15 protein-coding genes and 1 tRNA gene are annotated in these 19,914 nt (G+C 71.1%); 11 read left to right on the forward strand and 5 right to left on the reverse strand.

Translation table 11 applies throughout. The features are described 5' to 3' along the window. Window positions 1-317: 317 nt before the first annotated feature. Window positions 318-1,316: a phosphotransferase gene (locus BOSE127_RS13415; protein ID WP_140448453.1), complete on the reverse strand. Its 999-nt coding sequence runs from the start codon at window positions 1,314-1,316 to the stop codon at window positions 318-320. A 116-nt stretch (window positions 1,317-1,432) separates the two neighbouring features. On the opposite strand from BOSE127_RS13415, the gene nudC reads away from it, so the two are divergent. After that, a complete protein-coding gene (nudC, locus tag BOSE127_RS13420) occupies window positions 1,433-2,368 on the forward strand; it encodes an NAD(+) diphosphatase (RefSeq protein ID WP_071251156.1) in 936 nt (311 codons plus the stop codon). Beyond that, a complete protein-coding gene (locus BOSE127_RS13425; protein ID WP_159557601.1) occupies window positions 2,365-4,131 on the forward strand; it encodes an ATP-dependent helicase in 1,767 nt (588 codons plus the stop codon). Before nudC ends, BOSE127_RS13425 begins: the two co-directional genes overlap by 4 nt. On the opposite strand, the gene BOSE127_RS13430 is transcribed toward BOSE127_RS13425, so the two are convergent. Together BOSE127_RS13430 and BOSE127_RS13435 are read right to left on the reverse strand one after the other, a co-directional pair. Continuing rightward, a complete protein-coding gene (locus BOSE127_RS13430) occupies window positions 4,022-4,879 on the reverse strand; it encodes a TOMM precursor leader peptide-binding protein (protein ID WP_052481803.1) in 858 nt (285 codons plus the stop codon). The two genes, BOSE127_RS13425 and BOSE127_RS13430, sit on opposite strands and share 110 nt — an antisense overlap. A 60-nt stretch (window positions 4,880-4,939) precedes the next feature. Further along, entirely contained in the window at window positions 4,940-6,358 is a 1,419-nt protein-coding gene (locus BOSE127_RS13435; RefSeq protein ID WP_159557603.1) for a zinc-dependent metalloprotease, read from the reverse strand. 151 nt (window positions 6,359-6,509) lie between these two features. On the opposite strand from BOSE127_RS13435, the gene BOSE127_RS13440 reads away from it, so the two are divergent. The 4 genes from BOSE127_RS13440 to BOSE127_RS13455 all read left to right on the forward strand — a co-directional run bounded on the left by BOSE127_RS13440 (window position 6,510) and on the right by BOSE127_RS13455 (window position 11,841). Continuing rightward, window positions 6,510-7,619: a YlbL family protein gene (locus BOSE127_RS13440; protein WP_159557605.1), complete on the forward strand. Its 1,110-nt coding sequence runs from the start codon at window positions 6,510-6,512 to the stop codon at window positions 7,617-7,619. A 114-nt stretch (window positions 7,620-7,733) separates the two neighbouring features. Beyond that, entirely contained in the window at window positions 7,734-10,787 is a 3,054-nt protein-coding gene (locus tag BOSE127_RS13445) for a UPF0182 family membrane protein (protein WP_236559552.1), read from the forward strand. Window positions 10,788-10,850: 63 nt separating this feature from the next. Further along, window positions 10,851-10,927: transfer RNA gene (locus BOSE127_RS13450), tRNA-Met, on the forward strand. 74 nt (window positions 10,928-11,001) lie between these two features. Beyond that, a complete protein-coding gene (locus BOSE127_RS13455; RefSeq protein ID WP_031259658.1) occupies window positions 11,002-11,841 on the forward strand; it encodes a carbon-nitrogen hydrolase family protein in 840 nt (279 codons plus the stop codon). A gap of 47 nt (window positions 11,842-11,888) precedes the next feature. Here BOSE127_RS13455 and BOSE127_RS13460 read toward each other — a convergent pair whose 3' ends face one another. Beyond that, window positions 11,889-13,097, reverse strand: a complete 1,209-nt coding sequence (locus tag BOSE127_RS13460) for an aminotransferase class I/II-fold pyridoxal phosphate-dependent enzyme (protein ID WP_159557607.1) — start codon at window positions 13,095-13,097, stop codon at window positions 11,889-11,891. Between the two features lie 191 nt (window positions 13,098-13,288). On the opposite strand from BOSE127_RS13460, the gene BOSE127_RS13465 reads away from it, so the two are divergent. The 5 genes from BOSE127_RS13465 (at window position 13,289) to BOSE127_RS13485 (ending at window position 19,549) form a co-directional block, all read left to right on the forward strand. Beyond that, on the forward strand, window positions 13,289-15,301 hold the full coding sequence (locus BOSE127_RS13465) for a trypsin-like peptidase domain-containing protein (RefSeq protein ID WP_236559553.1): 2,013 nt from the start codon (window positions 13,289-13,291) through the stop codon (window positions 15,299-15,301). A 182-nt stretch (window positions 15,302-15,483) separates the two neighbouring features. Further along, a complete protein-coding gene (locus BOSE127_RS13470; RefSeq protein WP_159557609.1) occupies window positions 15,484-16,527 on the forward strand; it encodes a glycosyltransferase family 2 protein in 1,044 nt (347 codons plus the stop codon). Between the two features lie 4 nt (window positions 16,528-16,531). Further along, window positions 16,532-17,353, forward strand: a complete 822-nt coding sequence (locus BOSE127_RS13475) for a CDP-alcohol phosphatidyltransferase family protein (protein WP_071251162.1) — start codon at window positions 16,532-16,534, stop codon at window positions 17,351-17,353. Further along, a complete protein-coding gene (locus BOSE127_RS13480; protein ID WP_371830557.1) occupies window positions 17,350-18,273 on the forward strand; it encodes a glycosyltransferase family 2 protein in 924 nt (307 codons plus the stop codon). Before BOSE127_RS13475 ends, BOSE127_RS13480 begins: the two co-directional genes overlap by 4 nt. A 43-nt stretch (window positions 18,274-18,316) precedes the next feature. Beyond that, window positions 18,317-19,549 carry a CDP-glycerol glycerophosphotransferase family protein gene (locus tag BOSE127_RS13485; protein WP_159557611.1) on the forward strand — a complete coding sequence of 411 codons (1,233 nt, stop codon included), beginning with the start codon at window positions 18,317-18,319 and terminating at the stop codon, window positions 19,547-19,549. 47 nt (window positions 19,550-19,596) lie between these two features. Here the strand turns inward: BOSE127_RS13485 and BOSE127_RS13490 are convergent, their stop codons facing one another. After that, window positions 19,597-19,899: a hypothetical protein gene (locus BOSE127_RS13490; RefSeq protein WP_017887022.1), complete on the reverse strand. Its 303-nt coding sequence runs from the start codon at window positions 19,897-19,899 to the stop codon at window positions 19,597-19,599. Window positions 19,900-19,914 lie beyond the last annotated feature (15 nt).

Below are 19,914 nucleotides of genomic sequence, written 5' to 3' on the forward strand. Positions count from 1 at the left end.
GCACCTGCCGTGTCGCCGCCCTGCGCCTGCAGCGCGCTGTGCCGGTCGTGCTCCGCCCGGTTGTGCTCCGCCCAGTCGTGCTCCGCCGGTCGTGCTCCGCCCTGGAGGCCCGGTGCCGGTCCGCCGGACCGGCACCGGGCCTCCAGACGGTCGCGTCCCGGACGCGAGCCGACGACCGGAACCGGTCACGACACCCCGCCTTCGGCGCAGCGAGCGGTCACAGACCGTCGGATGGACGCGACGCAGCCGACGATCTGTGACCGCCCGGCGGAACCGAGCGGGGAGTCGTGACCGACGTGCGGCGGCGCGATCCGGGGTCAGCCGTGGCGACGCTCGGTGGAGGACAACAGCTGCTCCACCTCGCCGATCTCCATCGTCTCCGGCGACACGGACTGCAGTGGCTCCGCACTCGGGGCGTGCACCGCGTCGACCAGGCGGTGCATCATCGCGACGGCGTCGTCGACGACCTCGGTGCTCTTCGCCTGGACGCCGTGCAGCAGCCAGTGCGCTGTCTCGAGCTCGTGGTGCACACGTGCACGCTGTGCGAGCTGGCGGTCGCGACCGCCGCCGTTCGCTTCGTAGGCACTGAGGACGGTGTCGAACGCGTCGCGACGGCCGGCGAGCACCCAGGCGAGGTCCTTGGCCGGGTCGCCGAGCCGCAGCTCGCCCCAGTCGAGGATCCCCGTGACCGCGTCACCGTCGACGAGCAGGGCGCCGGTGCCGAGCGAGCCGTGCACGACGGTCGGCGTGAACTGCCAGAGCTGTTGGTCGCGTGCGGCGCCCTCCCAACGCTCGACGAGCGCGGCGGGGACGAGCTTGGTCGCGACGGCACGGTCCATCACCGAGACGGCGGACCGGAGCACCTCGAACGGCGTGAGCGAGGGCAGGCCCGCGTCGGAGACGAAGCTCGTCGGCAGCTGGTGGATCGCGGCGACGGCACGGCCGACGCTGGTGGCGAGGTCGGGGTGCTCGACGAGTGACGCGAGCGTCGGGTGGGTCCCGGTCAACCGTGTCGTGACGATGGCGCGCGTCGATCCGATCGGTGCCTGGCCGCGGTACTCGACGACCCCGAACGGCAGGCGGGTGCGGATCCCGGCGCTCAGCGCCCGGATTGCGACGAGGTCGGCCGACTGGCGGGCCTCGGCGCGCTGGTTCCGGGGGCGGCGGATGACGATCTCGGTGCCGTCGGCGTCGCGGAGGAGCGCCGACTCGTAGTCGCCGGCCGCGGCCGAGCCGAGCGTGCGCGTGCCCGTGACGAGGAGACCTGGAACGGCCGTCGTCGCCAACGCGGCTAGAGTGAACTGGGATCCCGCCATGCCCCTCAGGGTAGGCGCGTGACGCGTGCACGGCTGCACGCCACGCTGTTCGGCGGCCCGCACGCCCACCGCACGTCTCCTGCACGTCCGCACCCGATCCGAGGAGCTCTCCCGCCGTGACCGTCGAGTTCGCCGCCCGGCTCCCGCTCTCCCGCAACGAACTCGACCGCGACGCCGAGTTCCGCACGACCGACGACATCGAGCGCGTCCTGCGCCAGGACGAGCGCACCCGGTATCTGCCTGTCCGCGGCGCCGAGATGCTCCGGAACACCGACGGGACCCTGCGCTTCGTGACCGCGGCCCAGATCCCGGTCGAGACCGTCACCCTGTACCTCGGCCGAGCTGTCTCGGACGCCCCGGACGCCGCGGCGGGGACCCGTTTCGTCGCTGCGCTGATCGACAGCGCGACGGCAACCGCCATCGAACCCGACGATGACGCCTGGCAGAGCCTCCGGATGTTCGGCACCGAGCTCTCGCCGCGCGACCAGGGACTGGCGGTCGAAGCCGTCGCGATGGCCAACTGGCACGCAGTGCACGGCTTCTCCCCGCGCACCGGATCGCCCACCGCCGTCGTGAGCGGTGGATGGGTCCGTCGCGACCCGGAGGGGCACGACCTGTTCCCACGAACCGACGCGGCGATCATCGTCGGGGTGGTCGACGCCGACGACCGGATCCTGCTCGGTTCGAACGCCGCGTGGGACGCCGACCGGTACTCGCTCCTCGCCGGGTTCGTCGAGCCGGGGGAGTCGCTCGAGGACGCCGTCCGCCGCGAGGTCTGGGAGGAATCCGGCGTCCGCGTCGAGGAGCCCGAGTACCTCGGCTCGCAGCCGTGGCCGTTCCCCGCGTCGCTGATGGTGGGCTTCCGTGCGCGTGCAGCAGGCGGTGACCCGACGACCGCCCGCCCCGACGGTGTGGAGATCCTGGACGTGCGGTGGTTCTCGCGCGACGAGATCCGCGAGCGTGCCGGGGACACCCTGCTGCTGCCCGGACGCACCTCGATCGCCCGCGCCATCATCGAGGAGTGGTACGGCGGGCCGCTGGACCTGCCGTGAGCGTCGCCGGTCCGCGCGGCACAGCCGGCGCAGGGGCTGTCGAACCCCGTCCGCCGTCGCCCGACGAACTGCTCGCCGCGCTCGACACCGAGCAGCGGACGGTCGCCCGGACACTGCTCGGACCGGTCGCGGTGCTGGCCGGTGCCGGGACGGGCAAGACGCGTGCGATCACGCACCGCATCGCCTACGGGGTCGCCACGGGGACCTACGCCCCGAACCACGTCCTCGCGCTGACGTTCACGAGCCGTGCCGCTGGTGAGCTGCGGTCGCGACTGCGCGCGCTCGGTGCCGGGACGGTGCAGGCACGCACCTTCCACGCCGCAGCGATGGCGCAGCTCAGCTACTTCTGGCCGGACACCGTCGGCGGGCACGCCCCCAAGATCGTCGAGTCCAAGGGGCGGATGATCGCGCACGCCGCCGACACGGTCGGCATGCGCGTCGACACCCCGGTGCTCCGCGACCTGGCCGCCGAGGTCGAGTGGCGCAAGGTGCAGATGCTCTCGCTCGACGAGTACGAGGCCGCCGCCGCTGACCGGGTGATGCCGCGCGACACCACGCCGCGCCGGGTCATCGACCTGATGAAGGCGTACGAGCGGCTGAAGGACGACCGGCGGCAGCTCGACTTCGAGGACGTCCTGCTGGCGACCCTCGGCATGGTCGAGTCCGAGCCCCGTGTGGCGTCGTACGTGCGGCAGCAGTACCGGTTCTTCGTCGTCGACGAGTACCAGGACGTCTCGCCGGTGCAGCACGACCTGCTGCGCGCCTGGCTCGGGGGCCGCGACGACCTGTGCGTCGTCGGCGACGCCAGTCAGACCATCTACTCGTTCGCAGGGGCGTCGAGCGACTACCTGCTCGGGTTCGGGTCGGAGTTCCCGCGCGGATCGGTCCTGCGCCTCGAACGCAACTACCGCTCCACGCGCGAGGTGGTGTCCGCTGCGAACACGCTGATGCGCGGTCAGCCCGGGGCGCTCGACCTGGTGGCCCAGAGCCAGGAACCGGGCCCGGACCCGGTCGTGCTGGCCTGCGTCCACGACGGTGACGAGGCGCAGACCATCGCCCGCCGGATCGCGGAGCTCGTCGGGGCCGGCGCGTCCTTCGGGGACTGCGCCGTGCTCTTCCGCGTCGGGGCGCAGTCCGCCGCGCTCGAGTCCGCCCTCGGCCGGAACGGTATCCCGTACCGGGTGCAGGGCGGCACGCGGTTCTTCAACCGCCCGGAGGTCAAGCTCGCCGTCCACCACATGCGCGGTGAGGCGATCCGGCAGACCGACGACGAGCTGACCCGACGGGTCCGGCTCGTGCTGCAGGTCAGCGGCTGGACGGAGACGCCGCCCGAGGGCACGGGCGCAGTGCGTGAGCAGTGGGAGGCGCTGCAGGCCATCATGGGCCTGGCCGAGGACGCCCCCGCGGGCACGACGATGCAGCAGTTCACCCAGGACCTGGTCGATCGCGCGGCGACGCACCACGAACCCGAGGTCGACGCCGTCACGCTCGCGACGCTGCACTCGTCGAAGGGTCTGGAGTGGCCGCACGTGGTCATCGCCGGCGCCGCCGAGGGGCTGCTGCCCATCTCGCACGCGTCGACCGACACCGAGGTGGACGAGGAACGACGGCTGTTCTACGTCGGGCTGACCCGCGCCCGCCGATCCGTCACGATCACGTGGTCGCAACAGGGGTCCACGCGTGGGGGAGCCCGGGCTCCGAGTCGGTTCCTGGCAGCGCTCGGCACGCACATCGCGGATGGGGCCGGACCGGGGAACGGCTGACGGACAGGTCGTCCCGCTCGAAGACGACCTGGTCGGGCTCGGCACGTTGCGTCCGGAGCGGGAGCCGTTCCAGCAGCATCCGTGCCGTGGCTGCGGCCACCGCCGCCGACCGCCACGGCGACAGCGGCGCTGGGTGCCGACCCCAGACCTGGGCCGCGATGGCCGGCCAGGCCGGGTCGTCGTCGACGCGTGCGTACTCCGCGCACTGCAGGCAGGGGCCGGCTCCCGGCACGACGAACGGCCCGAGGCGGACCCGGCCGTCCCCCACCACGACCGCCAGGTGCGGCACGCCACGACGGGTCCACGCGGCACGGAGCGCCGGGTCGACCACGTGGTCGGCCACCACCACCGCGAGCCGGGGTTCCGGGTCGGGCAGTGTGATGGGACCCCCGGCCGGGGAGGTGGTTCGGCTGACCGTCACGCCCTCGCCGGTCAGGAACGTCGCCACGGTGTCGGCGAGCGTGCCGGGGCCGTGCACCTCGATGCGTTCGAGCGGCTCGGGCAGGACCTCGACCACAGCGGGCGACGCTGCGCCGAGCACCCCGGCCGCACGTTCCGGGGAGCAGCCCGACGCCACCGCGAGGCCGGACAGCACGTCGTGCCCGGTCTCGCGCCGGAGGCCGTTGAGGAACCGCTCTTCCCCGGTGGTGGGCACAGCGACGACGGCACGCGGGGGATCGACCCCGAGCTGGACCGTGGCGGGGTCACGCCAGACGAACTCGAGTGTCGGATCGATGCGGATGCCCATGACCCCACGGTGCCGGAGTGGGCGGCACGCGTGGGGTCAAGGAGCGGATCTGTGGAGAACTCAGCGGGGCTGGTCGCCCGTGTGGTCCCCTGGACCGTCGCCCGATCCGCCCTCGGGGTCGTCGGCCACGTGGCCGGATTCGTCCTCGTGCGGGCGTGCCCCGGTCGAGTCGTTCAGCAGGTCTTCGAGTGCCTTGTCGAACGCGTCGTCCTCGTCGGTCTGCGACGGGTTCCGCAGCCGTGCGACGAGGGCGTCGGGCGCGTCGACGTCGTTCGAGGTCGGCACGAGGTCGAAGTGTGCCCACAGGGCATCGCGCTGTTCGGCACCGAGTTCGTCGGTCACCCGCTGCCACATCGCCGCGGCCTCGCGCAGACGGCGCGGACGCAGCTCCAGGCCGACCAGCGTGGCGAACGCCGACTCGGCGGGGCCACCGGCGGCCCGACGACGCCGCACCATCTCCGCGATCGCTCCGGCCTTGGGGAGACGGACGGTCGCCGCGGCGGTCACCGTGTCCACCCAGCCCTCGACCAGCGCGAGCATCGTCTCGAGCCGCGCGAGTGCGGCGTCCTGCTCGGCAGTGCGCGGCGGGATGAGGGCACCCGAGGCGAGTGCGTCGCGCAGCTGCTCCTGGTTGGTCGGGTCGATGTCGGCCGCGAGCTCCTCGACGCGGTCGAACGGGATGTGGATGCCCCGCGCGTAGTCCGTGATCGACGAGATGATGTGCAGCCGGAGCCACCGTGCCGACCGGAAGAGCCGGGCGTGCGCGAGTTCGCGGACGGCGAGGTAGATGCGGACTTCGTCCTCGGAGACGTCGAGGCCCTCGGCGAACTCGGCGACGTTCTGCGGCAGGAGCGCGGCGACCTGCTCGTCGAGGAGCGGCACGCCGACGTCGCCGCCGGACACGACCTCCTTCGAGAGCTGCCCGACGACCTGGCCGAGCTGGATCGCGAAGAGTGCTCCGCCGATGCCGCGCATCGCCTTCGAGACGTCCCCGAGCATCGCCTTGAGCTGCTCGGGCGCACGCTGGTCGATCGCCTCGGTCAGGGCGTCGGCGATGCTGAAGGCGACGGGCTCGGCGATCTGCGTCCACACCGGGGTGGTGGCCTTCGCCCACTGCTCACGCGTGTAGAGGCTCGGGGCTGCGGTCAGTTCGGCGACCGTCGTCACCTCGTCGAGCCACAGTGCAGCGACCTGGAACGCCTGGTCGGCCGCCTGCGAGGTGGCCGGGTCGACTGCGTGGCCGCCGTCGCGGGCGATGGCGGTTGCACGTTCGGCGGTGGCCGAGAAGTCGATGCCGTCGCCGCCGGACTGCGCGGCGCGCTGGAGCTGGCTCATCAGGTTCGCCACGGAGGCCGGGTCGTTCGGCAGACCGGCGGCACCGGCGAGCTGCGACGGGTCGATCTGCCCCTCGCCCGAGAGCAGCTTGCGCAGCATCTCCTGGAAGTCGTCGTCCGGCCCCGGCTGTGGTTCATCAGGCATGCCGACTACGCTAATCGCTGCTCACGGGGCCGCACCTGGGATGCCCCCGTGGGAACGCCCGAAGTGCTGCGCCCAGGGCGAACAGCCCCGCTGCCAGGCGTGGGCGACCACCCTGCCGCCAGGCGCGGGTGCCCATCTGGAAGGACCCCGCGTGACCCTCTTCGCCCCCGCGCCCCGTCGTCGCTCGCGTGCCCGGAGGGTCGGGTGGGCGTTCCTGATCGGCGCCGTCGTGCTGGGCCTGCTGGCGAGCCTGCTGCCCAGTCCGTACCTCATCGAGGTGCCCGGACCGGTCTACAACACCATCGGCACGCAGCAGCAGGGCACCGGCAAGGACGCGAAGGACGTCAAGCTCATCCAGGTCTCCGGGCACGAGACGTACCCGACGGCGGGTGCCCTCGACATGCTCACCGTCGGCATCCAGGGCGACGCGACGAACCGCCCGTCGTGGACCAGCGTCATCCGCGCGATCTTCACCCGATCGCAGGCGGTGATCCCGGTCGAGGCGATCTACCCGAGCGGCACCACCACCGAGCAGGTCAACGAGCGTGACTCCGCGGACATGCAGGCGTCGCAGCAGTCGGCCGTCGCAGCCGCGCTCATCCAGCAGGGGAACGACCTGCCGACCGAGCTCGAGGTCAGCGCCGTGCAGGAGGGCTCGGCAGCGGACGGCGCGATCGAGAAGGGTGACGTGATCACGGCCTTCGACGGCAAGTCGCTCACGACCAACGCCGACGCCACGAGCCTGCGCGAAGCCGTCGCGCAGCACGGCACCTCGCGACCCGCGACCGTCACCGTCGAGCGGGACGGCGCGACGAAGGAGCTCCGGGTCACGCCCCGCAGCGAGCAGGGCACGGCGTTGCTCGGCGTCGGTGTCACCGAGCGCTACGACTTCCCGTTCAAGGTGTCGATCCGGCTGCAGGACGTCGGCGGGCCGTCCGCCGGCATGATGTTCGCGCTCGGGATCATCGACGAGATCACGCCGGGCAAGCTCAACGGCGGCAAGCACGTCGCGGGTACCGGAACGATCACCGCCGACGGCGAGGTCGGTCCCATCGGCGGCATCCGCCAGAAGCTCTACGGGGCGGCCGACGCGGGTGCGACGGTCTTCCTGGCCCCCGCGGACAACTGCGACGAGGTCGTCGGGCACGTGCCGGACGGACTCGACGTCTACAGCGTCGCAACCCTCGACCAGGCGGTCACCGACCTGCAGACGATCGCCGACGGCAAGAGCACCGCCAAGCTCGCCCGCTGCGGTTCCTGACCCGGCCCTGAGCCCCCGTACAGCTTCACGCCCGGTCCGGTCCCATAGGATCAGTGTCACTGACGGCCCGCCGCGAGCCGGGCCCGCCGGTCCGACACGTCTGGAGCACATCAAGTGACGACAACCTCGTCCACCTCGGGGCGGCGCTCGCCGCGGGTCCCGATCGTGGTCACGATCATCGTGCTGGCCGCACTGGTGATCGCCTTCTTCATCTTCGCCAGCCTGTACACCGACTACGCGTGGTTCGCGCAGCTCGGATTCCAGCAGGTCCTCACGACCCGGTGGATCGCCGGCACGCTGATGTTCGTGGCCGGCTTCCTCGGCATGGCGGTCCCGGTCTTCGTGAGCATCGCGCTCGCGTTCCGGTTCCGTCCGGTCTACGCGAAGCTCAACTCGCAGCTCGACCGCTACCAGCAGGTCATCGAGCCGCTGCGACGCGCCGTCATGATCGGCATCCCCGTGGTGCTCGGCATCTTCGCCGGGCTCTCGACGGCCGGCCGCTGGAGCATGGTCCTCGAGTACTTCAACCGGACGCCGTTCGGCAAGACCGATCCGCAGTTCGGCCTGGACATCGGGTTCTACGTGTTCGAGCTGCCCTTCTGGCGCTCGATCGTGGCCTACTCGTCGGCCGTCGTCCTGATCGCCGGACTCGCCGCGCTCGCCGCGAGCTACCTCTACGGCGCACTCCGCTTCGGTGGTCGTGAGGTCCGGATCTCCCGCGCTGCGCGCATCCAGCTCGCGGTCACTGCGGCGCTCTACATCGCGCTGCAGGCGGTCAGCCTCTGGCTCGACCAGTACGCGGCGCTGACGAAGTCGAACTCGCTCATCACCGGTGCCCAGTACACCGATGTCAACGCGGTGATCCCGGGTCGCGAGATCATGGCGGGCATCGCAGCGATCGTCGCGCTGCTCTTCATCCTGACGGCGGTCATCGGCCGCTGGCGCATCTCGATCGTCGGCACCGGCCTGCTGCTCGTCGCCGCGATCGTGATCGGCGGCATCTACCCGTGGGTCGTCCAGCGGCTGCAGGTGAAGCCCTCGGAGCGGACCTTCGAGTCCGCCTACATCGAGCGGAACATCAAGGCCACCCGTGACGCGTACGGGGTCGCCGGTGTCGAGGAGCAGAACTACGACGCCACGACCGAGGCGAGCTCGGGCGCACTGGCGCAGGACGCCCAGACGACGGCCAACATCCGCCTGATCGACCCGAAGATCGTCTCCGACACGTTCAGCCAGCTGCAGCAGTACCGGCAGTACTACCAGTTCCCGAAGGAGCTCGACGTCGACCGCTACGACGTCAAGGGCGAGACCGAGGACACCGTGATCGCGGTCCGCGACATCGACCTCGACGGCCTCAGCTCGGCCGCGAACACCCAGTACAACCGGGCGTTCGTCTACACCCACGGGTACGGCGTCACCGCGGCCTACGGCAACCAGCGCGCGAGTGACGGCAAGCCGGTGTTCCTCGAGTCCGGCATCCCGTCGAACGGTGCGCTGGGCGACTTCCAGCAGCGTGTGTACTTCGGTGAGACCTCGCCGCCGTACTCGATCGTCGGTGCGCCGAAGGGCACGAAGAACGTCGAGCTCGACTACCCGTCCGGCTCCGACGACGACAACGGCGGCAACGCCACCACCACGTACGCCGGGAACGGCGGGCCGAGCCTCGGCAACTTCTTCAACCGGCTCGTCTACGCCGCGAAGTTCCAGTCGGAGCAGATCCTGCTCTCGAACGCGGTGAACAAGGACTCGCAGATCCTCTACGACCGCGACCCGATCACCCGTGTGCAGAAGGCGGCGCCGTACCTGACCGTCGACAGCGACGCCTACCCGGCGATCGTCGACCACCGCATCCAGTGGGTCGTGGACGGCTACACCACGAGCGACGCCTACCCGTACTCGCAGAGCCAGAGCCTGTCGGACAGCATCGCGGGTGCCGAGTCCTCGACGTACCGCACCGACCAGGTGAACTACATCCGGAACTCGGTGAAGGCCACGGTCGACGCCTACACGGGCAAGGTGACCCTGTACACGTGGGACACGAAGGACCCGGTCCTGAAGACGTGGCAGAAGATCTTCCCGACGTCGATGAAGCCGGTGTCGAGCATGAGCGCCGAACTCCTCGACCACGTGCGGTACCCGACCGACCTGTTCAAGGTGCAGCGCTCGATCCTCGGCACGTACCACGTGACCAACGCCAACTCGTTCTACTCGGGTGACGACGCGTGGAACACCCCGCAGGAACCGACGAGCACGGCGACGTCCGACAGTGACGCCGACACCGCGGCGACGTCGACGAACGCGCTCGGGGCGCAGACCACGACGACGGCCAACCGCGCGAACCTGCAGGACCCGTACTACCTGACCATGAAGGTGCCGGGGCAGGGGACCGCCTACTCGCTGTACACGACGTACATCCCACAGCAGACCGCGGGCGCGAACAACCGCAACGTGTTGACCGGCTACCTGGCGGTGAACTCCGATGCAGGTGGTGCCGGCAAGGGCGAGAAGGGGTCGGGCTACGGCAAGCTCACGCTGTTGACGATGCCGAAGACCGACAACATCCCAGGGCCCGGACAGGTGCAGAGCCTGTTCAACGGTGACTCGAACGTGTCGCAGGAGCTGAACATCCTGAAGCGCGGCAACTCGACCGTGAAGCAGGGCAACCTGCTCACGCTCCCGGTCGGTGGTGGGTTCCTCTACGTCCAGCCCGTCTACGTCCAGTCGACCTCGAGTGGTTCCTACCCGCTGTTGCAGAAGGTCCTGGTGGCCTTCGGTGACAAGATCGCGTTCGAGGACACCCTCGACGAGGCCCTGAACTCGCTGTTCGGTGGTGACTCGGGCGCCGCAGCGGGTGACTCCGGTGCGAGCGGCAGCGGCAGCGGGTCCGGTTCTGGTTCCGGTTCTGGCAGCGGATCCGGCTCGGACGCGGGCTCCGGTTCGGGTTCGTCCGGGTCGGGCGAGGGCTCGGGCGAGGGTTCGACCGGTGGTTCGACGGGCTCCGGCTCGACAGACAACGACGCGCTGCAGAAGGCGCTGTCCGAGGCCAAGGCGGCCCTGCAGGACCGCCAGGAGGCCTACGCCGACAACGACCTGGTCGCTGCGGCGGAAGCCGACCAGCGCCTCCAGGACGCGATCGAGGCAGCGACAGCAGCCGAGAACGACAACTGACACACCGTGGCGGGGCACTCGATTTGTGTCCCGCCACGGCCCCGTGTAGGCTTCTAAACGTGCCGCGGGGTGGAGCAGTTCGGTAGCTCGCTGGGCTCATAACCCAGAGGTCGTAGGTTCAAATCCTGCCCCCGCAACCAAGCGTCACATGAAGGCCCCGGTCCAACAGGACCGGGGCCTTCTTCGTGTGCCGGCCCCCGGGTACGCTCGCCGCATGGCCACCCTCACGATCGCGGCGGCGCAGTTCGCCCCCGTGGACGATCCCGTCGCCAACCTCGCCACCGTGCGCACCGCCGCCGTCGACGCGGCAGCCCGGGGCGCGGACCTCCTCGTCACGCCGGAGTACACCTCGTACTTCTCCGCAGACATCGACGATCGGTTCGTGGCCGCCGCGCAGCCGTTGGACGGCCCGTTCGTCACGGGCCTCCGCGACATCGCCCGGGCGACGGGCATCGCCCTGGTCGTCGGGGTCGCCGAGTCGGCGGACACGCCACAGCGTTTCCGGAACACCCTGGTCGCGGTGCTCCCCTCGGGGGACCTGGCGGCGACGTACCGGAAGGTCCACCTCTACGACGCGTTCGGCTCGCGGGAGTCCGACCGCATCGAGTCCGGCGACCCGGAGCAGCTCCCGGTCTTCACGCTCGGCGGGCTCCGCATCGGTCTCGAGACCTGCTACGACCTGCGGTTCCCGGAGGTCACCCGTCGACTCGCCGCCCCGGAGACCGGTGCGGCCGACGTCGTCGTGCTCCCTGCCGAGTGGGTGCGTGGCCCCGGCAAGGAACACCACTGGCGAACGCTCCTCACCGCACGTGCGATCGAGAACACCGTCTGGGTCGTCGGGGTCGGCCAGACGCCGCCGATCGGGATCGGCGGTTCGGTCGTCCTCGACCCGTCGGGCGTCGCGGTCGCCTCGGCCGGCGCCGCGCCGGGCCTGCTCACCGCCACGATCGACACCACCGTCACGGACACCGTCCGTCGGGTGAACCCGTCGCTGTCGCTGCGGCGCTACGACGTGTCCGTGCGCACCCCGCCTGGAGGCCCGGGGCAGCGCTGACACGTCCGTCGCGTCCCGACGCGGTCGCGTCCCGACGCGGTCGCGTCTCAGGCGCGTGGGCGCGATCCGAGGGTCGCCAGACGTGCGGCGGCGTCCTCGAGCACGCTCCGACGCTTGCAGAACGCGAAGCGCACCAGGGACCGGTACCCGGCGACGTGGTCCGGGCGGACGAACGCCGAGACCGGCACCCCGGCGACCCCGGCCAGGGCGGGCAGCTCGAGGCAGAACGCGCGGGCGTCGTCGTACCCGAGGGGGGCGGCGTCGGCGAGGACGAAGTACCCGCCGTCCGGTCGCATCACGTCGAAGCCCGCTGCCGTCAGCCCGTCGGCGAGCAGTTCGTGCTTCGCGCGCAGGTCGGCGGCGATGCCGGTGAACACGGTGTCGGGCAGACGGAGGCCCACGGCGACGGCCGGCTGGAAGGGTGCGCCGTTCACGAACGTCAGGTACTGCTTGACCGTCGTGATCGCGTCGACGAGTGCCGGGGGAGCGGTGAGCCAGCCGATCTTCCAGCCGGTCGTGTTGAAGGTCTTGCCAGCGCTCGACAACGAGACGGTCCGCTCGGCGGCGCCCGGCAAGGTGGCGATGGGCGTGTGCGGAACGTCGAACGTCAGGTGCTCGTAGACCTCGTCGGTGATGATCACGGCGTCGCGTTCGGTGGCCAGGTCGACGATCGTCTGCAGGACCTCGGTGGGCAGGACCCGTCCGGTCGGGTTGTGCGGGGTGTTCACGAGCACGGCGCGGGTGCGGTCGGTGAAGGCCGCCCGGAGCGTCCGCTCGTCGGGCAGGAAGTCGGGTGCGGTGAGGGGGACCGTGACGTGCACGCCGCCGGCGAGCCGGACGAGTGCCCCGTAGGCGTCGTAGAACGGCTCGAAGGTGATCACCTCGTCGCCGGGCTCGACCAGGGCGAGGAGCGTCGCGGCCAGCGCCTCGGTCGCGCCGGCGGTGACCAGGACCTCGCGGTCGGGGTCGACCTGGAGGCCGTACCACCGCTGCTGGTGCTCGGCGATCGCCGCTCGCAGGTCGGGGGTACCGCGGCCCGGCGGGTACTGGTTCACGCCGTCGCGGATCGCCTGCACCGCGGCCTCGAGCACCGCGGCCGGACCGTCCTCGTCCGGGAAGCCCTGCCCCAGGTTGACCGCGCCGGTGGTGGCGGCGAGGGCGCTCATCTCGGCGAACACCGTCGGTGCGGGGACCCCGTCGGGGCCCAGCAGCATCGCTCCGTCGGCGGCTCGCAGCCACGGTCCTGCCTGGCGCATGTGGTTCCCTCCGGTGCGGGCGACGACGTGTCGCGCTGAACGGTCCCCAACCTAGCTGTCCGTCCCGCGGTGGACTGGGTCCCGTCGTTCAGCGCACGCATAAGATCGCCAGGGGTGGCTCGCAGCCTCGACAGAAGGACCGCTCAGGTGCTTGCGACAGACTGCACGAGCTTGAAAGGAGCACGTCCAGCATGACCGACACCACGCCCAACGGGCAGGGCGACGACCGCCGTCCGGACGATGCGGCTCCGCCTGCCGCCAGTGAGGACGCCGCAGCAGCGGCCACGAGAGGGAACACGTCGATGCCGAACGACTCCGACCAGCCGGACGAGACCCCTCGCCCGAACCAGGACGAGAACCACAACCAGAACCAGAACCGGAGCGACGAGACGTCCCCGGACAACACGGACGTGATCCCGTCGTCGACGGAGCACCCGACCGACCGCTACACCGCACCGTACCCGGCTGTCTCCGGTGACTCCTCGGGTGCGCAGCAGGGCGGATACGGGCAGCAGACGTCACCGTACGGCCAGTCGCAGTCGCAGCCGAGCCAGAACCCGTCCGGTCAGCAGGCTCCGCAGAGCCAGCACCCCTCCGCTCAGCAGCCCCAGTACGGCCAGCAGCCGCAGCAGAGCCAGAACCCGTACGGCCAGCAGAGCCAGTACGGCCAGCCGTCGCAGTACGGCCAGCCGTCGCAGTACAGCCAGCAGAGCCAGTACGGCCAGCAGCCCCAGAACCCCGCCGGCCAGCAGTCGCCGTACGGCCAGCAGTCGCCGTACGGCCAGCCGGTCGGCGACCGTCCCCGCTACGGCGAGTACGCCCAGCCGACGTCCTCGGCCGCGCCGAGCTCGTCCTCCGAGTACGCGACCGCGTCCGCACCGGCCCCGCAGTCGGCCACGAGCGGCTTCGGTGACGTCGACGGTTCGAACCAGCGCAACGGCCACTACTTCAGCGACGACGCCTCCGGCGCAGCCGCGACCACGCCGACGAAGGACCGCTCGGGCCGCAACAAGCTGCTCCTGCCGGTCATCGCCGGTGTCGTCGTTGCCGGGCTCGTGGGTGGCGGCGCCGGGTGGCTCGCCTCGTCGGCGACCAACGACGGGGGCAGCGTGGTGTCCTCCGGCTCGTCGCAGGGCGGCAACCTGACCGTCAACGACTACGACTCCGCCACCGTGGTCACCGCCGTCGCGGCACAGGCCACCCCGTCGGTCGTCACCATCAACGTGTCAGCGAGCAACGAGGCCGGCACTGGTTCCGGTGTGGTGATGAGCAAGGACGGCTACATCGTCACCAACACCCACGTGGTCACCCTCGACGGCGACAGCTCGAACGGCCGCATCACCGTGACGACCTCGAACGGCAAGATCTACGCGGGCAAGCTCATCGGCACCGACCCGACGGTCGACCTCGCGGTCATCAAGATCGACGCGACCGACCTCAAGCCGATGGAGTTCGCGGACTCGTCCAAGCTCAACGTCGGCGACACCGCCGTGGCGATCGGCGCTCCGCTCGGTCTGTCGAACACCGTCACCGACGGCATCGTCTCGACGCTGAACCGCAGCATCCAGGTCACCTCGAGCGCCCCCAGCGAGGGCGGCGACTCGAACGAGGGCGGCAACGGCGGCTCGGGTCCCTTCGACTTCTGGGGAAACGGGGACAACGGCAGCAGCTCGTCGGCGAACACCACGGTCTCGCTCCCGGTCATCCAGACCGACGCGTCGATCAACCCGGGCAACTCCGGCGGCGCACTGCTCGACTCGAAGGGCCGCCTGATCGGCATCAACGTGGCCATCGCCTCGGCCGGCAGCTCGTCGTCGTCGGAGTCGGCCGCCGGCAGCATCGGCGTCGGCTTCTCGATCCCGGCGAACCTGGTCAAGCGGGTCGCGAACGAGATCAAGGACAACGGTTCGGCGACCCACGGTCTCCTCGGCGCAACCGTCGGCGACGCCACCGACGAGGCCAGCGCCACGCAGGTGGGCGCTCTCATCAAGTCGGTCTCCAACGGCGGTGCCGCGGCGAAGGCCGGTCTGCAGAAGGGCGACGTCGTCACCAAGATCGGCTCGGCGTCCGTCTCGAACGCCACCGACCTGACCGCGCAGGTGCGCTTCTTCGCGGGTGGCGCCTCGACGACGATCAGCTTCATCCGCGACGGCCAGACCCGCCAGGCCGACGTGAAGCTGGGGACGTTCGACAGCAAGGGCTGACGCCACCACACGGCGGACAGGAGGCCCGGGGCACGTCGTGCGCCGGGCCTCCTGTCCGTCACGGGGTGCGTCCCGCGCCGACGCAGGTGAGCGGTTCGGCCTCTTGATAGGCTCATGGTCGCTCTGCGGGGCGGCACCGCTCCGGTGCGTCCCGTGCCGCCAGCCAGCACCCCGAGGTACGCATGCAGTCAGACGGACAGCCCCTGCCGGGCGTCTCGTACGTGATGCCCGTGCTCAACGAGGTCACCGAGGTCCGGTCCGCCGTGGGCAGTCTGCTCGACCAGGACTACACGGGCCCGTTCGAGGTCATCCTCGCGCTCGGACCGTCGATCGACGGCACGAACGAGCTCGTCGCCGAGATGAGCGCAGCCGACCCGCGGATCCGCGCGATCGACAACCCGGCCGGCTCGACGCCCGCCGGTCTGAACGTCGCGATCCGGGCGTCCGTGCACCCCGTCGTCATCCGTGTCGACGCGCACTCGGTCCTGCCCACCGACTACACGCGCATCGCGGTGCGCACGCTCCTGGACTCCGGTGCGGACAACGTCGGCGGCATCATGCGCGCCGAGGGCCGGACCCCCTTCGAACGGGCCGTCGCACTGGCGTACGGCAGTCGCGTCGGCTTGGGTGGTACGCCGCACCACGTCGGCGGCACCGCCGGCCCGGCCGAGACCGCCTACCTCGGCGTGTTCCGACGGGAGCGGCTGTTCGACGTCGGACTCTTCGACGAGGGCATCAAGCGCGGACAGGACTGGGAGCTCAACCGGCGGCTGCGGCAGACCGGCGGGACCGTCTGGTTCACGCCGGAGCTCGTCGTCACGTACCGCCCGCGGCCGAGCCTGAAGCGCCTGGTGCGGCAGTTCGTCGCCACCGGTCTCTGGCGTGGCGAGCTCGCCCGTCGGTTCCCGGCGAACAACGGGCTGCGGTACTTCGTGCCGCCGGCCATGGTCGCGGCGATGGCCCTGGGCATCGTCGCCGGGCTCGTCGGCGTCGTCGGCGCCGCGCTGGCCACCCCGCTCGCCTGGGCGCTGCTCGGGTTCGTGGTGCCCGTCGTCTACCTGCTCTTCGTCGTGCTCGGGTCGGTCGCGGTGGCGCGCCGTTCCGGGTTGCCGACGCTCCTCTGGCTGCTCGTCGTGCTGCCCTGCATCCACGTGGGATGGGGGCTCGGGTTCATCATCGGGTTCCTGACCCGCACGTCCGAGCTGACCACCCACACGGGACGGTGACCGAATGACCGACCAGCCCACGACCGGCCGCGGATCCGCACGGCCGACCTCGATCGCCGAACTCCGCGCCGTCGCCCAGCCGGACGAGGTCCGTGCGCGCGCCAACGCCGAGCACTGGACCGCATCGCTGTACCTGCGCGACGTCTCGCCGTACCTGACCTGGGTGCTCCTGAAGACCCGTGTCAGTGCGAACCAGGTCACCGGCCTGATGATCCTGGTCGGGTGGAGCGTCGCTGCCGCCCTGCTGATCCCGGGCATCTGGGGCGCGGCACTGGCGCTGGTGCTCGGCCAGCTGCAGATGCTCGTCGACTGCTCGGACGGCGAGGTCGCGCGGTGGCGTGGCACCAAGTCGCCCGCCGGTGTGTTCCTGGACAAGGTCGGGCACTACACGACCGAGGGGTTGATCCCGGTCGCGCTCGGCATCCGGGCCGCCACGTGGCCGATCCACGACGCGGACTGGATGTGGACCACCATCGGCTGCGCACTCGGCCTGGTCATCGTGCTGAACAAGGCCCTCAACGACATGGTGCACGTGGCCCGCGCGAACGCCGGGCTCGACAAGCTGGTCGACCGGCGGGACGCCTCCACCGCGCCGTCCGGCCGCAAGCTCGCCTCGCTCCGCCGACTGGCGAAGTTCCTGCCGTTCCACCGTCTGTACCACTCGGTCGAGCTGAGCATGCTCGCCTTCGTCTTCGCCCTGGTCGCCCTGGTGATCGGCGACCCGCTGGCCAGCCGGATCCTGGTCGGTGCACTGCTGCCGCTGGCCGTGCTCGCGACGGCCGGGCACTTCCTGGCGATCATCGCGTCGAAGCGGGTCAAGGCGTGACCGAGGGCACGACCGTCCCCGGCACCGGCCGTCGCCACGCGGTGGTGCACCGCGAACGACCGCGCGTCGCCGTCGTGAGCCTGTCGCAGGGCACCCGGCCGGACGACCTGCGCCGCGGTCTGGACAGTGTGCTCGCGCAGCAGGGTGTCGAGCTCGACGTCGTCTGCGTCGGCAACGGCTGGGCGCCGACCGGGCTGCCGGACGGCGTGCGCGCGCTGGCCCTGCCCGAGAACGTCGGGATCCCGGCGGGGCGGAACGCCGGGGCCGAGGCCGTCGACGGCGACTACGTGTTCTTCCTCGACGACGACGCATCCGTGCCGTCGCCGACGTTCCTGCGTGACGCGATCGCGCTGTTCGAGCACGACCCGTCGCTGGGCCTCGTGCAACCACGGGTCGTCGACCCCACGGGCGCCGCGAACCCGCGCCGGTGGGTGCCGCGCATCCGCAAGGGCGAACCGGACCACTCGTCGCCGGTCTTCTCGGTCTGGGAAGGCGCCGTCGTGCTGCCGATGGACGTGTACCGGGTCGTCGGTGGCTGGGGCGCCGAGTACTTCTACGCCCACGAGGGCATCGAGCTCGCCTGGCGCGTCTGGGACGCCGGGCGACGGACCTGGTACGCCGGGGACCTCGTCGCGCACCACCCCGCTATCGACCCGGCACGGCACGCCGAGTACTACCGGTTGAACGCCCGCAACCGGGTGTGGCTCGCTCGCCGGAACCTGCCGGCGGTGCTGCGGCCGCTGTACGTGGGGTCGTGGGCCGTGATCCAGGTCGCGCGTTGGTGGCGTCATCCCCGCCGGCTGGCCACCTGGTTCGGAGCGATCCGTGAAGGCTGGACGACCGACTGCGGACCGGCCCGCCCGATGGGCTGGCTCACAGTCGCACGGATGACCATCGCAGGGCGGCCACCGGTCGTCTGACCCGTCAGCCCCGTCCCGCCAGAGCAGACCCGGAAGAAGCACCATGTCGATCATCAGCGACCTACGGACCGCACTGCGGCTCGCCGAGCGACTCCTGACGTCACGCCGGAGCCGTCGTCAGCTCGCACAGCGACTGCCGTCCGCGCGGCAGCCGAAGCCCGGTTCGATCGAGATCGCCGTGTACTTCGCCGACGGCCCGGTCAACATGTACCAGGTGCGTCAGTGGTACGCACCGCTGGCCGAGCTCGCGAAGACGCACCCGGTGGCGATCATCTCGCGGAGCCCGGGGACCATGCTGACGCTGCTCGACGAGTCGCCCGTGCCCGCGGTCTACGCCCGGCAGGTGGTCGACCTCGAGCACTTCGTCGACACCCAGGCGCCGAAGGTGGTGCTGTACGTCAACCAGAACGCCCGCAACTTCCAGATGATGCGGTACGGGCGGATGTGGCACGTCTTCGTCAACCACGGCGAGAGCGACAAGATGTACATGACCACGAACCAGTTCAAGGCGTACGACTACGCCCTGGTCGCGGGCGATGCCGCGCGTGACCGACTGGCCGAGGCGCTGTGGGACTACGACCTGGACGCCCGGACGATCGCGATCGGACGCCCGCAGGCCGACCACTTCGCCGGAGCGGCTCCGTACCCGGACGACGACCGGACCGTCGTGCTCTACGCCCCGACGTGGGAGGGCGACCGCGGCACCGCGGCGTACGGGTCGATCGCGTCGCACGGCACGGTCATCGCGGACCAGGTGCTCGCGTCGCCCCGACACCGTCTGGTGTACCGCCCGCACCCGCGCAGCGGCGTGCTCGACCCGGCGTACCGCGCGGCGCACGAACGGATCGTCGCGGCGATCAGCGCCGCGAACACCGCCGACCCTGCGGCGCACCACCTGTACGACGACGGTGGTGACCTGGGCTGGCAGCTGGCGGACGCCGACGTGGCGATCACCGACATCAGCGCGATGATCTACGACCGGCTCGCGGTGGGCAAGCCGCTCATCGTCACGCGTCCGGTCTCGCCCGAGGCCGACGTCGACGAGCGTGGGTACCTGAGCGACGCGAACTGGTTGACCGCGGCCGACGCCACATCGGTGATCGCCCGCGTCGACGCCGCTGCGAGCGACGCCGAGGAGCTCGCACGTCTGCAGCACTGGGTCGCCCGGTACTTCGGCGACACGACGCCGGGCGCCGCCACGGAGCGGTTCCACGCCGCCGTGGAGTGGCTGCTGGAACGGTGGCGGACCGTCGCCGCCGAACGCGACGGGCGCTGACGCTCCGTCGTCACCCCGGACGTCCGGTGCCGGGTGCTCGGGCCGCGTCACGGCTGGAGGCCCGGCCCGACGAGCGACATCCGCCAGAGGTACTCGGAGCGGTCGGGTCGGCGCCACCGCACGATGACGACCCCGGTGTCCTCGGGGTCGGCACCGAAGACCGCCAGGGACAGCGAACGGCCCGGGTCGAGGCGACGCACCGCGAGCGGTGGGCAGTAGCCGTTGCCCAGATGGGTGAGGGAGAGCCCGTCGACCGGCTCGGAGCCGGTGTTGACGAGGTCGTACCGGCGCGGTGCGTGCGATCGGTCGACGGCGAACGGGACGGCGTACGCGGTTGGTGGGTGGTGCATGGGGGGAACGTTAGG

The sequence above is a fragment of the Curtobacterium sp. 8I-2 genome, assembly GCF_902506155.1.
Taxonomy (GTDB): Bacteria; Actinomycetota; Actinomycetes; order Actinomycetales; family Microbacteriaceae; genus Curtobacterium; species Curtobacterium poinsettiae.

What these genes read in the sequence shown, in the direction of transcription:
- BOSE127_RS13415 (WP_140448453.1), bottom strand. Translation starts at nt 1,316, where the DNA reads ATGGCGGGATCCCAGTTCACTCTAGCCGCGTTGGCGACGACGGCCGTT.
- BOSE127_RS13430 (WP_052481803.1), bottom strand. Translation starts at nt 4,879, where the DNA reads ATGGGCATCCGCATCGATCCGACACTCGAGTTCGTCTGGCGTGACCCC.
- BOSE127_RS13435 (WP_159557603.1), bottom strand. Translation starts at nt 6,358, where the DNA reads ATGCCTGATGAACCACAGCCGGGGCCGGACGACGACTTCCAGGAGATG.
- BOSE127_RS13455 (WP_031259658.1), top strand. Translation starts at nt 11,002, where the DNA reads ATGGCCACCCTCACGATCGCGGCGGCGCAGTTCGCCCCCGTGGACGAT.
- BOSE127_RS13460 (WP_159557607.1), bottom strand. Translation starts at nt 13,097, where the DNA reads ATGCGCCAGGCAGGACCGTGGCTGCGAGCCGCCGACGGAGCGATGCTG.
- BOSE127_RS13465 (WP_236559553.1), top strand. Translation starts at nt 13,289, where the DNA reads ATGACCGACACCACGCCCAACGGGCAGGGCGACGACCGCCGTCCGGAC.
- BOSE127_RS13470 (WP_159557609.1), top strand. Translation starts at nt 15,484, where the DNA reads ATGCAGTCAGACGGACAGCCCCTGCCGGGCGTCTCGTACGTGATGCCC.
- BOSE127_RS13475 (WP_071251162.1), top strand. Translation starts at nt 16,532, where the DNA reads ATGACCGACCAGCCCACGACCGGCCGCGGATCCGCACGGCCGACCTCG.
- BOSE127_RS13485 (WP_159557611.1), top strand. Translation starts at nt 18,317, where the DNA reads ATGTCGATCATCAGCGACCTACGGACCGCACTGCGGCTCGCCGAGCGA.
- BOSE127_RS13490 (WP_017887022.1), bottom strand. Translation starts at nt 19,899, where the DNA reads ATGCACCACCCACCAACCGCGTACGCCGTCCCGTTCGCCGTCGACCGA.